13 protein-coding genes are annotated in these 15,644 nt (G+C 63.9%); 2 read left to right on the top strand and 11 right to left on the bottom strand.

The genetic code is table 11. The features are described 5' to 3' along the window. Positions 1-82: 82 nt before the first annotated feature. The 5 genes from ACXJMY_RS12780 to ACXJMY_RS12760 form a co-directional block, all read right to left on the bottom strand. Positions 83-550 carry a hypothetical protein gene (locus tag ACXJMY_RS12780; protein ID WP_456619692.1) on the bottom strand — a complete coding sequence of 156 codons (468 nt, stop codon included), beginning with the start codon at positions 548-550 and terminating at the stop codon, positions 83-85. After that, positions 547-1,890: a hypothetical protein gene (locus ACXJMY_RS12775; RefSeq protein WP_456619691.1), complete on the bottom strand. Its 1,344-nt coding sequence runs from the start codon at positions 1,888-1,890 to the stop codon at positions 547-549. Before ACXJMY_RS12775 ends, ACXJMY_RS12780 begins: the two co-directional genes overlap by 4 nt. Continuing rightward, positions 1,887-3,881, bottom strand: coding sequence for a hypothetical protein (locus ACXJMY_RS12770; RefSeq protein ID WP_456619690.1), 1,995 nt, complete (start codon positions 3,879-3,881; stop codon positions 1,887-1,889). The genes ACXJMY_RS12775 and ACXJMY_RS12770 overlap by 4 nt, the downstream gene beginning before the upstream one ends. Positions 3,882-3,892: 11 nt before the next feature. After that, the gene (locus ACXJMY_RS12765; RefSeq protein WP_456619689.1) at positions 3,893-4,897 is read right to left on the bottom strand and encodes a hypothetical protein; all 1,005 of its coding nucleotides are present in this window, start codon (positions 4,895-4,897) and stop codon (positions 3,893-3,895) included. Between the two features lie 433 nt (positions 4,898-5,330). Further along, on the bottom strand, positions 5,331-6,236 hold the full coding sequence (locus ACXJMY_RS12760; protein WP_456619688.1) for a LysR family transcriptional regulator: 906 nt from the start codon (positions 6,234-6,236) through the stop codon (positions 5,331-5,333). Positions 6,237-6,336: 100 nt separating this feature from the next. Here ACXJMY_RS12760 and ACXJMY_RS12755 point away from each other — a divergent pair, with 100 nt between their 5' ends. After that, entirely contained in the window at positions 6,337-7,314 is a 978-nt protein-coding gene (locus tag ACXJMY_RS12755) for a Bug family tripartite tricarboxylate transporter substrate binding protein (RefSeq protein ID WP_456619687.1), read from the top strand. 81 nt (positions 7,315-7,395) lie between these two features. On the opposite strand, the gene ACXJMY_RS12750 is transcribed toward ACXJMY_RS12755, so the two are convergent. Continuing rightward, the gene (locus tag ACXJMY_RS12750) at positions 7,396-7,665 is read right to left on the bottom strand and encodes an HGGxSTG domain-containing protein (protein WP_456619686.1); all 270 of its coding nucleotides are present in this window, start codon (positions 7,663-7,665) and stop codon (positions 7,396-7,398) included. Beyond that, entirely contained in the window at positions 7,662-8,315 is a 654-nt protein-coding gene (locus tag ACXJMY_RS12745) for a hypothetical protein (protein ID WP_456619685.1), read from the bottom strand. Before ACXJMY_RS12745 ends, ACXJMY_RS12750 begins: the two co-directional genes overlap by 4 nt. A gap of 348 nt (positions 8,316-8,663) precedes the next feature. Between ACXJMY_RS12745 and ACXJMY_RS12740 the strand changes: the two genes are divergently transcribed. Beyond that, positions 8,664-9,647 (top strand): Bug family tripartite tricarboxylate transporter substrate binding protein, encoded by a 984-nt coding sequence (locus ACXJMY_RS12740; RefSeq protein WP_456619684.1) that lies wholly within the window; start codon positions 8,664-8,666, stop codon positions 9,645-9,647. 183 nt (positions 9,648-9,830) lie between these two features. On the opposite strand, the gene ACXJMY_RS12735 is transcribed toward ACXJMY_RS12740, so the two are convergent. The 4 genes from ACXJMY_RS12735 to ACXJMY_RS12720 all read right to left on the bottom strand — a co-directional run bounded on the left by ACXJMY_RS12735 (position 9,831) and on the right by ACXJMY_RS12720 (position 15,567). Further along, the gene (locus ACXJMY_RS12735; protein ID WP_456619683.1) at positions 9,831-12,371 is read right to left on the bottom strand and encodes a branched-chain amino acid ABC transporter ATP-binding protein/permease; all 2,541 of its coding nucleotides are present in this window, start codon (positions 12,369-12,371) and stop codon (positions 9,831-9,833) included. Continuing rightward, entirely contained in the window at positions 12,368-13,243 is an 876-nt protein-coding gene (locus ACXJMY_RS12730) for a branched-chain amino acid ABC transporter permease (protein ID WP_456619682.1), read from the bottom strand. Before ACXJMY_RS12730 ends, ACXJMY_RS12735 begins: the two co-directional genes overlap by 4 nt. A 27-nt stretch (positions 13,244-13,270) precedes the next feature. Continuing rightward, the gene (locus ACXJMY_RS12725; protein WP_456619681.1) at positions 13,271-14,515 is read right to left on the bottom strand and encodes an ABC transporter substrate-binding protein; all 1,245 of its coding nucleotides are present in this window, start codon (positions 14,513-14,515) and stop codon (positions 13,271-13,273) included. 140 nt (positions 14,516-14,655) lie between these two features. Beyond that, positions 14,656-15,567 carry an IclR family transcriptional regulator gene (locus tag ACXJMY_RS12720; RefSeq protein WP_456619680.1) on the bottom strand — a complete coding sequence of 304 codons (912 nt, stop codon included), beginning with the start codon at positions 15,565-15,567 and terminating at the stop codon, positions 14,656-14,658. Between the last annotated feature and the right edge of the window lie 77 nt (positions 15,568-15,644).

Raw genomic sequence — 15,644 nt, 5'->3', positions numbered from 1 at the left:
GCGGTTAAATGCACCGCGATTCTGGCCTGCAACATCGCGACCCCCGTCAAGAAGATGTGACAGACGGCGAACGCCGTGCAACTCATCCTGCGGGCGAGGGTGGTTTCACGGTGAAGCCGAGAACATGGGTTGTCAGCTCTTCCTTCTCCTCGTCGCTCAGGCGAGACTCGCAAGTAAGGACCAATTGCGTCATACCGTCTGGATCCAGCCGGAAGAAATGCCGCTGCCAAAGGGTGACGTCGGAAGTGGCCAGGAAAGTCACCTCCAACGCAGCGCCTTGAACGCCATCGGCAAACGTCACGTCCGGCAAGACCGTTTGCTTAATTCCTGGGACGGCCTGCTTGGTTTGCTCCAGGAAGTCCATCGCGGCGGCGTTTGCTGTTTCCTTGTTCGTGGGAGATCTGCTGACCACGACATTGGTACGCGGTGCAGGTTGAAGCGGCGCGCCTTGCAGGTCTATCGAAGTTTCGACAGGTTCGATCGCGGTGAGCTGCCAGCGAAGTTCCCATCCGCGCTCTTGAAAGTACGGGAGCCTGGGAGGTTCGATCATTTGCGTGTCTCCGGCGGTATGGCGATCCCCTTGCCCCGCTTCATTAGCTCAATCCCCTCGGGGCATTCCAGAGGACCGATGATGGGAAGGCCGGTAATTCGATCGGCAAGCAGACTGCGTACGGCCTTCCTGACGTCCTCAGGCACCAGCAACACATCCGCTTCGCCCGTTGCGACGGCAAAGATCCGATCCGCCAACCTGTTCACCCAGGCTTGACCCAAAGGCTCGCTGTGCCGCAACACATCGAGCGTCTGCTGAGCGAGCACCACGGCCGAGATTCTGGTTTGCTCGCCGCTCCAATTCGCTCGCACCCGCAGCGAGGCGGCGACGAGCGCTGCGCGAATGTGGGCACTGAGAGCGTCCTCGGCCTGTGCAGTTCTGCCGGGCGGTTTCAAAGGCCCGGGCAGCACGAGAATCTTTCCATGGCCCAGTGCCTCGCCGGGTTCGGCTGAGCGCTCGGACGCGAGGATCGCCTCGCAGAATAGCACAGCGTCGATGAGCACATATCCTTCTGACAGGAGCGGCCGCACGACCTCGACGACCCGCAGAATCGTGGGTATGCGTCTCAGGGCCTTTCGTGCGTAATCCGGTTGCACAGCCTCTGGATCGAGCAACCGCGACAGCAGAACCTTGCCATCGAGCAACTGCGGTCCGATCCTCATGTAGGCCGCTCTTGTCACCCGTCCAACCGCTGCCGCGTCGCTGTCGATCGGATCGGGCTCAATCGGTCCGCGTATCTTGCGCAGCCTTAGACGAAAGCGCGAAGGAGCCAGCTCCGCGTCGGCTGTGAGGGCCGGCACCGGCACTTCAAAGCCAAGCAGATCGGCCGCCATTTCCGCGCCATTCTTCACCGCAGTGAGAAGCTGTTCGTGCGGCAGGTCGACCTCTCCATGTATGAAGCCGAGAGTGGGGGGATGGAGTTCGGCGGCCTCCCAAAGCAGGCCGTCCTCCGAAGGCTGGGTGTCATCAAGGTCGATCAGCTCGCTCAGCGTCAATCCGGCATCGGCGGCCTGGCGCAACGCCGGGCGGTAAGGCACGCCGCATTCGGCGAGGGCCGGCTCAAGGAGAAGCCAACGGTGACGAAAAAGCGCGGCTGCAGCCGCTTCAGCGTCGGCAAGCGGGTCGGGCGCGCCCGGCGACCAGCGTTGCGCCGCAACCGGCCGGCTCTGGTTGGCGATCACGACGTGCCGTTCGTCCCGCGAGGTCTCGCGAAACGAGAGCGTTGGCCTGTCAATGCAGAGATCCTCGGCCAATTCGGCAGCGTACTGATCGAGGCGGGCTCTGAAAGCCGGCGCTTCGGCTGACGGACCATGTACGTCGATCTGCGGTCTGGCCGTCATGCCGCGACTTCTTCCTCGGTGAGAACCGGCATTTTCAATAGTAGCGGATCCTGCGCGATCAGGATTCTCAGCCACGGTCGGATTCGTTGATGCTTGACGACAATCGCCCTTTCGACGGCACTGTAAGTGCTGTGTTGGGTCGCTTCGCGGACGCCCTGCTCAGCTGCGACCGTTCCGGCAGGACGGATGGTTCCCGAAAACGAGTCCGGTGTCGGGCCGAGTTCGTTCCGCTTCTTGATTGCCGTGATGATATCTTCCGAAAGCTCGTTTGGCACGACTAGCATTTGGTCCGTGCCCGTACAGGCGAGCAGCCTGTCCTCCGCCTGGGGAAGGACGTCATCCAGTTGCATGTGAGCGTGTTTCGCCCCCCACAGCAGGGGGCGCACGGCGGGATCGAGACGATACCTGCCTGCCGCTTCGATAACTGTAGTGCCTTGCGTCTCGATTGAATTGACGGCTTTGCGAAGAGCCTCCCTGGCTCGGAGGCTGGTCTGCTCGGAGAGCAACAGTCTTACCAGAGGCATCCAACTTGTCTCTTTGAAGTCCTCTACGCCGAGGTCAGAGGCCATGTCGGGCTCGACCAGCTTGTGCAGATGAAATCTGAGGGCTTCGTCGAGTTGGTCAGCGACGTCTTTCGTGGATGCGACGACGAAGGTGCCGATCGGCTGCCCATCGATCAGTACCCGCATCGGGCCGTCCGTCTTACGCCACTGCCCGCCCGGAAGTCGGAATCTGTAGCGTCGCCACCAGCGCGAGCGTAGTTCTGCGATCGTGCCACGTGTCTCGGCCGCGGCTCCCTCGCCGCTGATGGCGCTGGCGATTTCATCCGGCTTGTCACCCAGCAATTCGGTCGGAATATCGAGCACGAATCGGCGCAAGCGAGGTCGTGGAGAGATCATCGCGTCAGACGAATACACCGGTCGCAGGCGTGCGGCGTCAACTTCGCTCAAGAAGGCGTCCAGCAGGTTCAGCGGACCGCGCCGAGACTTGCTAAAGACATGGAATGCGTCCACACGCCTTGCTTCCGGAAGCCACCCCTTGGCGATATCGGCCTCGCGGGCATCGCTGGTTTTCCTTGCGACCTCGAAAGCCTCTACGGCGCGCGGCGGAGCGTCGGGGCGGATCTCGGCCTTTACCAGCCGTACTCGCCCTAACCAATAGGCGAGACGGGCTCGCGCGTCGCGTGCCGCCTGCTCTTGTCCGTTTCGTGCGATTTCCTTCTGGTCCGGCTCGCCTGGGGCCAGTCCCTTCTCGAGAAGGCGCTCCGCCGCGATGATGAACGCATCTCGCCCAGGTTCGGTCGGCTGGATGCCGAGCGCGACGACCGCTGCCTGAATGGCGGCGTAGGACGTTTCCTCGGGCGAACGGGCAGCGATCGCGAGCCATTGCATGAGCGCCGGCAGGGCTTGGTCAAAACGTCGCTCGCGGCAGAGCTGCTCGTGACGTTCCAGTTGCAGATAGCTCTCAAGGGGAAAAGCTTCGACTGCCCTTGCACCGAAGTCTTCTTTGCAGATATCCGGCCAGCACTCCACCGCATTGAGACCTGCGAGATGCGCCTGTTTGTGCAGGAATGTTCCGCCAAGTGCGAGGAGCAGTCGATAGTGTCGGCCCTCGCCCGCGGTTATTCCCGGCTGGGCTTCACGTTTGGCGATGGCGCGGAGTGCAGCCGCCATGGTGGACGCCGCGCCGTGATGATCGCCCGCCGCGGCGAGCGACTGCGCCCGGAGCGCATGTGCGAGAGGTGAACCAGCCGGAGGATGGTCGCTTCCGGACGTGGCCGCGGCGACGATACCCTTCGGGTCGGCTACATAGTGGCGTATGGCGGCGAAGATCGCGGCGGCCCGGAAAGGGCTCAATGCCTCTTCCCTGCCGAGATGGCTGGCGATCGTCGCCCGTTCCAGCCGGCGGTGCTGGGCGGTACGCATCTGCGCAAGCAAGCCGATGTCGCGCGTGCCGGCTTGCGTCGGGGATTGGTGATCTGTCTTACCCATAGGGCCCCACGTCAGATGTCCTCTTCACCCGGATCCGGCTTTGGTTGTTTCGGATTTAGTTGCTGGACCGATTCCGGACGCTTCTGCACGGGGGTTCCGGAGTTCAGCGGTGCGAAATCCCTCGGCAAGGCCGACGCACGCGCGGCGGCAGCGACCGCATGCGTGGACAGCAGCGACGGCCAACGCTCGGCTGCCCACGCGTTGGCGATCGGCCACCAGATTGGCTTATCGGGGCTGACGATCTTGTCGCGTAGCCGGGTGGCAATGCCGGGCTTGTCGCGGAAGAATACCGCGTTCAGCACCGCCAGCTCGTGCGAGAGCAACTCCGAATAAGCGAGCAGCGCCTCCGCCGCGCCGCTGACATTGGGCAATGCGTCCTGTAGCCAGATACGCCATTTCTCGTACGCTTCCGTCAGCTCGGGCTGTTCGTTGCGGTTCGGGAGATATTCCAGAAAGGTTCCGTAGAGACCGACGGGATCCGCGGCTGGGGGCTTTGCCTCGTAGAGGAGTTGCTTTTCCACGCCTTTACGGATCAGCATCAGCAACTCGGTCTCGGGAAGATTGCTGACGAAGGCGTTGTACAGCCGGCGGAGTGTCTCGCCCGACTCGTGATGCGGCAGCAGATAGGTGTTGCTTCCCCGGAACTGGAAACGGTCGAAGAGGACGACGAGGCGTGCGAACGGGGCAAAGGTTAGATTTGCCGTCTCGATACTCAGGTCGTCCAACCGGCGCGATAGCCCGGTTTCGTCGTGATAGTTGATGAAGCAATGTGCCTCGATCATTCGCGTATAGCTGAGAAGCAGAGTGGCAAGCGTGCCAGACGCGTTGGCGAGCGCCCAATAATGCGTCGTTGCGAGTCCCGCGACGCTTTGAGTTGTCGTCTCGACGAAAGTTCGTCTTACGGTCCAGGTGGCGTTGAGCTGTTCATATGCCTTGATTGCGAGCCATTGCGCGATGAGAACGGCCGCGATGATGGCGACCCAACCCCATCGACCGCTCAGAAGCAGGTCGATCAAGCTGGTGGACTGCTTCGCTGCCTCCGGGACGGAAGGGGCGGCGCCACCTATGCTTGCGACTAAGCTCGGCATCAGAAACTCGACATGGGTCGAGAGCCGCTAAGCAGCCCGACGTCTTCCCCCGCCATCTGGAAACATATCGGAAAATCTCGGAAATCTCCAGTAGGCGTTTGCTAAAATTTCCTCCTGAGATTGAAGAGATCATTTGGCTGTCGTCGGGCCAGTTCGCGGGGTGGCTTGGCAAGTTTGTTGCCGCGACTTCGCGAGCATCGATTTCGCGGATAAGAGTTCTGGCTCGCGAGCAAGCTGGGGTCGCTCAGCCATCGGTCAGCGTTGCGTTGGTCCTTAGCTTAAAGAGCCACGGGGCAAAAAACGCCTCGAAAAACCAACGAGCCAATGGCTTCATCGACATAGGAGCAGCAGGAAACGCGCGTTAGGGCGGGGGTCGTCGCTTGGCCGTCTCCCGGACCAGATCGATAAAGTTCTTGAGTGCGGCCGACTGATTGCTCCGCCGCCATGCCAAGCCGAGGAAGGCTTTGGGCACGGGATTCTTCAAGCGTCGGTACACCACGCCGGTCATACGTGCGCTTTGCATTGTTGATGGTACGAGAGCAATGCCGAGCCCAGCCGCGACAAGGCCAAGGGTCGAGGTGATGCGCGGCGCCGGCTGGCCGAGGCGCGGAACAAAGCCAGCTGCCCGGCAGGCGGCGATGGTCTCGTCATGCAACCCAGTCCCTGGCGGTCCGATCATGATAAACGGATCGTCCGCGAGGCACTTCAGCTGGGCGGGCTTCGACCGTGCTTTGGCGAGTGAGTGACGGGCAGGAAGTGCCACCACCAATGGTTCCTCCTGAAGCGGCACGACGACGATCCCCTCCGCGTGGACATTCCGTGCGCGCACGAAAGCGACATCCATCTGGTCGCGTTCAAAATCAAGGACAATCTCATTGCTGAGCCCTTCCTGCAGCGTCAGAGAGACGAGCGGAAAAGCTTCACGGAAGGACCGGATTGCGATGGGGACGAGCGGATTGAAGGGGGCCGTCGGGGCAACACCAACGACAAGCTTTCCTTGCTCGCCGCGAGCGGTCCGCAGAGTCGTTTCGATCGCGCGATCGAGCTGGGACAATATTGCTTTTGCTTCATGAAACAGGGCCTGCCCCGCGCTGGTTAGATCAACGCCCCGAGGCAGCCGTCGGAAAAGCTGAACATTCAGCTCGCGCTCCATCAGGCTTATCTGACGGCTCAGTGGAGGCTGTTGCATGTCGAGCCGCTCTGCCGCCCGCGTGATGTGCCCTTCCTCTGCAACCGCGATGAAATAGCGAAGACGTCGCAGGTCCATTGCCATACCCAAAAAGTATCACAATCGCTTCAAGCATATCATATCCTGGCTGGTCCGTAAGGGTTATTGCGGCAAGACATCCCGGTTGGAGGCTCGCGATATGGACCATCGGAGGCGTCGACTCCTGCGTTCTGCATTGGCCGCACTCTCTGCCGCGGCGTTGCCAAGGGCCGCCGCAGCTCAGGTCTATCCTCATCGGCGAGTTCGTCTCATCGTGGGATTTCCCGCGGGAGGACCAGTCGACATAGCCGGTCGGCTTATTGCTGCCTGGTTGTCGAAACGCTCGGGCCAACCGATCGACGTCGAGAACGTGCCTGGCGAGAGCGGAAACACGGCGACCAGATCAGTCGTCAGAGCAGCACCTGACGGGTACACTCTTCTTGTCTGCGGACCCGTGAATGCAATCAACACAACACTTTTCGAGTCGCTCGACTTTGATTTCGGGCGCGATATCGTCGCGGTGGCGGGCCTGTACAGTGTGCCGCTTGTGATCGAAGTGAACCCTTCAGTCCCGGCCAGGACGGTTATGGAGTTTATCAGCTACGCGAAGACCAATCCCGGAAGACTCAGGGTCGGATTCGCCGGCGTGGGGACGCCCCAACATATCGGAATCGAACTGTTCAAATCGATGGCTGGCGTTGATTTGACGCTTGTGCCGTACCTTGGATCGACGCCTGCGCTCGAAGATTTACTGGCTGGCCGTATCGACGCGATGTTTGATCCGATGCCCTCGTCCATCGCGCATGTCAGAGCCGGCAGGCTCGTTCCGCTTGCCGTTACGGGAACGGCAAGGTCGGATAGCCTACCGGATGTGCCTGTCGCAGCAGATACCGTGAAGGGCTATCAAGCCGGATCGTGGTTCGGAATCGGGGCGCCTAAGGGAACACCCATGGCCGTTGTCGGTCAACTGAATGGCTTGGTCGACGAAGCCCTCAATGACGACGCCATCAAGTCGAGGCTCGCGGGGATCGGCGCAAGCAGTATTCACGGTTCGCCCGCAGAGTTCGCAAAATTCATCGCCGACGAGACTGAGAAGTACGCTGTCGTCGTCCGGTCGGCAGGGCTTAACGTGAAATAGTCGATTGTGCACTCCGGGTTTGTCGCCGACGGTCGGCAACTCATATACCGCGGCCATGTCGCCTTCTGGCCCATCGCGAAATCACGACAGCTCCCGCAGCAGCTTTCGCGCCGCATCCAACAATGCCCGAACCCGCCTTCGTTCCGCGATCGCGGCCCTGGTAAATAGTCCATGCTTCCGTGCATTCCGGTTCCTTCGCGGGGCGCCGGATCCTTCCGCTCCGCCGTGCATGCGGCAGCGCGTCTTGCCGTGCATTGCTGGCGCGCGGCAGGCGACGCCGTCACGGGTTTTGGCGCCGCAACGTGGGCTTGCCAGCAGAGAGCCGGTGTTGCGAGGGTGGCCGCCGGTCATGCGGTGCCGCCTTGACCTGCCTCGAACCTCTCGCGTTCGCAGGCTTCGCGCGCCGTGACCGTCCTGCCATCCATTGCTGCACCCGCCTCCGCAATGATGACGCCCGCATGCTGCGTAACGTTCCCAACGATCGCCTTGCCTCCATCCTGCACCGACAAATTCTGCACCGTGACCCCGCGCTCGCCATTGTTGCGGTGCCGGCTGAGCGCTTCGATCTGGGCCGCGAAGGTGCGGGCGAGCCGGCCGAGGGCGCGCGTGACGCTTTCCTGTTGCGCGATGTCTTCGGTGCAGGCGAGGCGGCAGGCGCTGCGCATCGCCGCCACGTGGACGGACACCATCTGCGCCGCCAGCATGGCCTCGATGGAATCGCGCGGAGCGATGCTTCGCATCATCGAGATCATGAAGGCGAGATTGGCCGCGTTGGGCCGTTGTCGGATCGCGCTGGCCTTCACCAGCTGCGCCAGGAGCCCATCGAGCGCGTCGCGGTCGACGGCGCCGAGCGCTTCGGCCAGCAGCATTTCGCCGGCTTGCGGGTCGGGATGGTCGATCGAAAATCCGCGCGCGAAGAGCTTGATCCGCGGTAGTGTTGCGGTCGCGGCGCGATCGGTCGCGACGATCGGCGCCGTCTTGGGTTTCGGTGATGTCGTCATGTCGATGGGTCCTTTGCGCGTGCAGGCGTGCGGGTCCACGCGCGCAGAAGCGCGGTACGCCGCCTGAATTTCGGATGTCGATGAGGATCTCGCGCTGGCAACCGTGTCGCGCGGCCCGTCGGGCGACGGGCAGGGGTCTCGAGGATTGCTGCGAGGATGACATTGTGCCGGTGTTTTGCCCGACGGGTCAAATGATTTTGCAGGCCTCGCTTGCCGCGCGGCGGAATTGAACCGGGGCGCGGCGCGGCAGAAACGCGATTGCGTAAATCGCTGCGACCGCTAATCATCGCCGTCGAATGCGTCACGCCATCGAGCACAGAAGTGACGCCGGCCCCGGGGAGAGAACCAATGCGACCAACGCTTCGCCTGCTGGCGGTCATCGCCGGCCTATGCGCCGTGCCGCTCGCGGCGCAGGCCGATGCGGCAAAATATCCGGTGCGTCCGGTCAAGATCATGGTCGGGTTCAGCGCGGGCGGTCCGGTCGACGTGGTCGCGCGCATCGTCGCCGACCGGCTCGGCAACAAGCTCGGACAGCCCTTCGTGGTCGAGAACCGCGCCGGCGCCAACGGCATGATCGCCGCCGAAGGCGTGGCGCATGCGGAAGCCGACGGCTACACCGTCCTGGCCTGCAACTCATCCACGATCACGCTCAACAAGACGCTGTTCAAGGATATCCGCTACGATCCGATCAGCGACTTCGCGCCGCTCACCACCGTCGTCTCGGCGCCGCTCGTGCTGGTGGTCAATCCCGAGAACCCCAAGACCGCCGGCATCAACACCGTGGCCGATCTCGTTGCCGCGGCCAAGGCCGCGCCGGGCGCGCTCGCCTACGGCTCGGGCGGTAACGGCAACCTCGCCCATCTCGCCATGGAGCTATTGGGCCAGAAGGCGGGCATCAAGATGATCCACGTGCCGTATCGCGGTGGCGCTGCGTCCGAGGTCGGCATCCTCGCGCAGGAGGTGTTGGCGGTGTTCGATCCCCTGTCCGCGGTGCCGCTGGTGAAGGCCGGCAAGCTGCGCGCGCTCGCGGTGTCATCGGCCGAGCGGCTGCCGTCGCTGCCGGATGTGCCGACCGTCGCGGAAGCCGGCTATCCCGGCTTCGACCTCTCGTTCTGGGTCGGCTTCTTCATGCCGAAGGCGACGCCCGCGCCGATCCTCGAGACGCTGCACCGGGAGATCGTCGCGGCCGCGAAGAATCCGGCGGTGCAAGAACGGCTCGGCTCGCAGGGCGTGGTGAGCCTGCTCAGCCCGGCGGACTACGCCGCCAAGATCGCGAAGGAGACCAAGGAACTCGCCGAGGTCGTGGCGGCGGCCAACATCAAGTCGGATTGAGATCAACGTCTGCCGCCTGCGGTACAAGGAACGTGGATGCCCGGGACGAGCCCGATGGGGCCGTCGTGCCGCCGTTTTGCCCGGCAAATCAAGGAGTTTTGTCCGTCGGGCAACGCGTCATGCCGGCAACCGCCGGCTACTGTGCATGGGGTTGTTTTCGCGTTTTTTGTGCGGGAGCGTCGGCTACAGCCACAGGATCTGCTTGCGATAGCCGAGATCGGTGAGCAGCGGCGCCGCCGGCCCCTGGTGAAACACCGCGCCGCGCTCCAGCGCGAAGACGCGGTCGGCAAGCGCCAGCACGAGGTCGAGATTGTGCTCGACGATCACGATCGACATCTGCCGGCGCAGCTGGTCGAACACTTTGAACAGCTCCAGCGTCACCGCCGGCGCGAGGCCCTCAAACGGCTCGTCGAGCAGTAGCAGGCGCACATTGCCCGACATGGCACGCGCGACCGCGACCATCTGCTGCTCGCCGCCGGAGAGATAGTCGGCCGCGATGTTCATGCGCTCCTTCAGGCGCGGGAAAGTGTGCAGGATCTGCTCCTCGTCCCACGCCACGCCGTCGCTGCCGTCGGTCTTGCGCGCCAGGCGTCCGAGCGCGAGGTTCTCGCGCACGGTCATGCCGGCAAACAACCCGCGGCCCTGCGGCACATAGCCGACGCCGCGCCGTGCGATGTCGGGCGCGGGGAGGGTTGCGATGTCCGTGCCGCGATAGTCGATGGTCCCGGACGCCGCCGGCACCAGCCCGGCGATGGTCTTCAGCAGCGTCGATTTGCCGGCGCCGTTGCGCCCCAGCAGCGCGACGATCTCGCCCTCGCGCACGTCGAGCGCGGCGTCGCTGAGGATGTGGCTCTTGCCGTAGAACGTGTTGACGCGATCGAGCCGCAGCACGGTCGCGTGCGCGCCGGCCGCGCTGCCGCTGCGGCGGTGCTCGACCGCGGGAATGCCCTTGCCGGTATAGATCTCCTGCACCCGCAGGTCGGCCCGCACCGCCTTCGGGCAGTCCGACATCAGCACTTCGCCCTGATTCATCACGGTGACGACCTGCGAGAAGCCGAGCACACGGTCGATGTCGTGCTCGACGATCAGCACGGGAATGTTGGTCGCGATGTTCCTGACGAGATTCGAGACGCGTTCGCGCTCGGCGGCGGCAAGGCCCGCGAGCGGCTCGTCGAGCAGCAGCACCTGCGGCCTGGAGCCGAGCGCGATGCCGAGATCGACCAGCCGCTGCCCGCCATAGGACAGCTCGCCGCCCTCGATCTCCTCGATGCCTTCGAGTCCGAGGAATTTGACCAGCGCGGCAGTCTCGGCGTGGATGTCCTGGTACGCGTCGATGTCGTTCCAGATGTTGAAGCGCATGGCGCGCCGAGCCTGCAGCGACAGGCGCAAATTCTCGTAGATCGTGAGCCCGCGAAACAGATTGGTGATCTGGAACGAGCGCGCCAGCCCCCGGTGGCAGATCAGATTCGCCGGCACGCCGGTGATGTCGCGGCCGTTGAGGCGGATGGTGCCCTGGTCCGGCGCGTAAAGGCCGGAGACCAGGTTGAACAGCGTGGTCTTGCCGGCGCCGTTCGGCCCGATCAGTGCGTGGATCTCGCCTGCCGCAACCGTGATGCTCGCATTCTCGACCGCGCGGATGCCGCCGAATTTCCGGGAGACGCCGCTGACCTCCAGCACCGTGCCCTTCAACGCCTCCGGCCGCAAAAAGTCCGGCAGCGGCAGCCCGTCATAGATCTTGCGCCGGCTCATCGCGGCGGTTTCCTCCGGCGCGGGACGGAAGCGCCGCATGATCACCGAACCGATGCCGACGAGGCCGCCGGGCGAATACATCACGAACGCCACGAAGATGAGGCCGAACCAGAACAGCCAGTCCGACGTCCAGATCGAGAACAGTTCTCTGAACAGGATGAAGAACACCGCGCCGAGCGCAGGCCCGAGCAGGCTGCGCATGCCGCCGATCACGACCATGGCCAAGAGTTCGCCGGCGAACGGCACCGAGACGGCTTCGGCCGAGACCAGATAGTTCAGGAACGCGATCAACGCACCGGCAAGGCCGGTGACAACGGCGGAGATCACGAACACGGCGAGCTTGTAGCGCTCGACCGGATAGCCCTGAAAACCCGCGCGCAGCTGGTTCTCGCGGATCGCCACCAGCACATGCCCGAACGGCGAGCGCACCAGGCGCATGAGGATATAGAGCACGACGAGCCCGATCGCGGCGACCACGGCGTAGTAGCTGAGCGCGCTGTCGAGACTGATCGGCCCGATGTCACCGCGCTTCAGCCCGCCGAGCCCGTCCTCGCCGCCGGTCAGGCTGGTCCAGCGGAAGGCGGTGGTGTAGACCAGCGCGGCCAGCGCCAGCGTCAGCAGCGAGAAATAGACGCCGCGCCGGCGTAGGATCAGCAGGCCTGTGACGGCCGATGCGATCGCGACGACGATCATCGACCCGAGCAGCGGCAGCCAGATTTCGCCGGGGAAGACGCGAAGCTGGATCAGTCCGGCGGCATAGGCGCCGATGCCGAACCAGGTGCTGTGGCCGAACGAGACGAGGCCGGTGTAGCCGATGCAGAGGTTGAGCCCCATCGCCGCGATGGCAAGACCGAGCATCCATGTGCCGGTGTTGAGCGACAGGCCGAGCGCCTTCAGCACGAAGGGCAGCGCGATGACCGCGATCGTCGCGATCAGCAGCGGCTTGAGCCTGTCGATGGTCGAGGCCCGGGTCATTCGAACTTCTCGATGCGCTCGCCGAGCAGGCCGCGCGGGCGCACCAGCAGCACCAGAAACATCAGGATGTAGATCGAGGCCTCACCGGCGGCCGGCTCGAAATGGATGGCGATGCCGCGCACGACGCCGACGAGGAGCGCCGCGATGATGACGCCCCAGAAGCTGCCGAGCCCGCCGATCACCACCACGACGAAGGCGATCGTCATGATCTCGGCGCCCATCGCCGGGTGCACGGTCGTGATCGGCGCGAAGAAGGCGCCGCCGAGCGCGGCCATGCCGACGCCGAGCATCACGATCGCGGTCATGTAGGGCTGAAGCCGGATGCCCAGCGCCGCGACCATGTCCGGCCGCTGGATGCCGGCGCGCACCACGCGCCCGAACGAGGTCTTGTGCAGCAGCAGCCAGACCCCGACCAGAATCGCCGCCACGACACCCAGGATCAGGAGACGATAGCGCGAGAACAGGAAGTCGCCGACGATCACAGAGCCGCGAAAGCTCTGCGGGATCTCGGTCGACACCGGCGCGGCGCCCCAGATCATGCGGATCGCCTGCTCGGCGACCATCGCAAGCCCGAAGGTCACGAGCAGGCTGAGGATCGGGTCGGCCGTGTAGAAGCGTCGCAGGATGAAGCGCTCGAAGAGGATGCCGAGCAGCGCGACCGCGAACGGCGAGACCACCACGGCGGCGCCGAAGCCGAGGCGCTTGGTCAGTTCGACGCAGACATAGGCGCCGAGCGCGTAGAAGGCGCCGTGCGCGAGGTTGACGATGCCGCCGACCGAGAAGATCAGCGACAGTCCGAGCGCGATGAGCAGGTAATAGCCTCCGAGCACGAGGCCATTCACCACCTGTTCCAGCAAGAACTCGAACTGCATGTTGCGTCCTTGCCGCGAGGGCGCGCGTCAGGCCTTCATCTCGCAGGGATTTTGTTCTCTGGTCGGATAGATCTGTTCCAGCGCATCATTCGCCGCCGGCACCGCATCGCCGAGTACCAGCATGTCCCACTGGTCCTTCATCTGGTCTTTCGGCTTGACGGTGAACGGATAGGCCTCCTGCACGAGCTGGTGATCCCAGGTGCGGAAATAGGCTCTTCGCGCTTTTCCGATGTCGAACTGCGTCTGCTTCTCGAAATAGGCGATCAGCTCGTCGCTCGCGGTCGACTTGGCGGTGTTGATCGCTTCCGCCAGCAGCTTCAGCGTGATGTAGTCGATCCAGGCGTGGTTCTCCGGCGGCTTGCCGTATTTCTTGCTGAAGGCTGCGACGAAGGCCTGCGACGCCGGATTGTTCAGCGTGTGATACCAGACCGTCGGCCAGGTGCCGCTGAGATTGCCGGCGCCCGCCGCCCAGGCGTCGCCGGTGTTGAGGTTGAAGCCGACCAGCGGATAGGGCAGGCCGAACTCGGCATATTGCTTGACCAGGTTGGTGACCTGGTTGCCGGCGAGGTTGCAGCAGACCACGTCGGGCTTCGCCTGCCGCACCTTGAGCAGATACGGGCTGAAATCGGTGACGTCGGTCGCGATCAATTCGTCGCCGATCAGGTTGGCGTCGTGCGCGCTGAAGAAGGTCTTCGCGGCCTTCAACAGATCATGGCCGAAGATGTAGTCGGCGGTGAGCGTGAAGAACTTCTTCCCCTTCACCATGCCCTTTTGCGATAGCGCGGTGCCGACCGCGTTGACCATCACGGTGTTCGGGATGTCGCAGTGGAACGAATATTTGTTGCAGTTCTTGCCGCGCAGCGCGTCCGAGCGCGCGCCGGTCGAGAAGAACACCTTCTTGTTGCGTTCGGCGACCTGCATTATGGTGAGCGAGGAGGCCGAGGAAATCTCGCCAAGCAGCACCACCGCGCCGTCCTGCTCGAGCATGCGCTGTGCCTTGGTGGCCGCGGTGGCTGGATTGATCGAGTCTTCCGAGAGCAGGTCGATCGGCTTGCCCAGAAGGCCGCCGGACTGATTGATCTCCTCCGCCGCGAGCTTTGCGCCCAGCTGTGCGTAGCTGCCGATCACGCCGAGAAAGCCGGTGAGCGGCGTCAGGTGACCGATCCGGATCCTCTCGGCCTGGGCCCTCACGATTGCCGGAAACCCAAGTGCGGACGCGCCTGCGAACGCGGCGCCCGCCCGTAACAACGTCCGTCGCGGGTAGCGGATCATCTTTGTGTCCTCCCGGTGCATCGTGTGTCTCCCTTCAAGATCGGTTATCCGACATTGTGAGAGATGTTTTTCTAATGCTGGAGGATAATCCCGAACGCCATCGCCGGTGTCAACCGGCAAAATCGCCGCTTGGGCGCGGCTCAGGCCTTTTGCGTGAGCGCTTTGCGCGCCGCGCCCTTGGCCCCGAATTCGGCCGAGAGCCGGTCGGCGGCAGCTTGTACGACCTGCGCGCTGGCGTGCAGGGCCTGGTTGGAGAGCCGCCAGATCGGGCCGGAAATGCCGAGCGCGCCGATCACCTGGCCGGTGAAGTCGGTCACCGGCACGGCGACGCAGCGCACCTCCATGTTGAATTCGCCGTCGTCGAAGGCGACGCCGGTGCGCTGCACCTCGGCGATCTCGCGCATCAGCGCGCCGGCGTCGGTGATGGATTTCGGCGTCGACGGCTTCAGTTCCGCGCGATCGATGAACCGCTTGAGCTGCTCGGGGCGGAGCGAGGCGAGGATGATCTTGCCGAGCGCGGTGCAGTGCGCGGGCCGCACCACGCCGACGCGGTCGGTCAGCTGGAACGCGCCGGGGCCGCTCGTGCGCGCAATGACGATCACGGCATCGCCCATCCGCACGGCAAAATGGCTGCTTTCGCTGGTCTGGCGCGACAGCTCCTCCAGAACGGGGGTCGCGACGTTGACCATCTCGATCTCGTCGAGCGCGGATGCCGCGAGCGCAAACAGCGGACGGCCGATGCGATAGCGCTTGTTGTCCTTCTCCTGGCGAAGGTAGCCGAGCGTGACCAGCGTCTTCGCCAGATGAAAGGTGGTCGAGTTGTGCAGGCCGACGAGCTTGCTGAGCTCCGCAAGCCCGATCCCTTCGCGATGACGCGCCACCTCTTCGAGAATCGAGAAGGCGCGGCCGAGCGACTGAACGCCACCGCCACGCTGCTTGTCGTCGGCCTCGTCGTCGCCATCGGCTTGCGGCGCGGGGATGAGTTTGGCGATCGCGGTCTTGCGTGGACTTGCAGGCTTCTCGCCGGTAGCGGGCTTGGTACGCGATCTCAAGGACAAGGCCCCCTCTGGTGAATCGTCATGACGCCGTTCGTTCGACAGTAGCACGCAACCAGCACAGCCGTCGGCGC

It is taken from the genome of Bradyrhizobium sp. P5_C12, assembly GCF_054049735.1.
The sequence above is the reverse complement of the archived record's forward strand: the minus strand, read 5'-3'. Positions and strand labels throughout refer to the sequence as shown.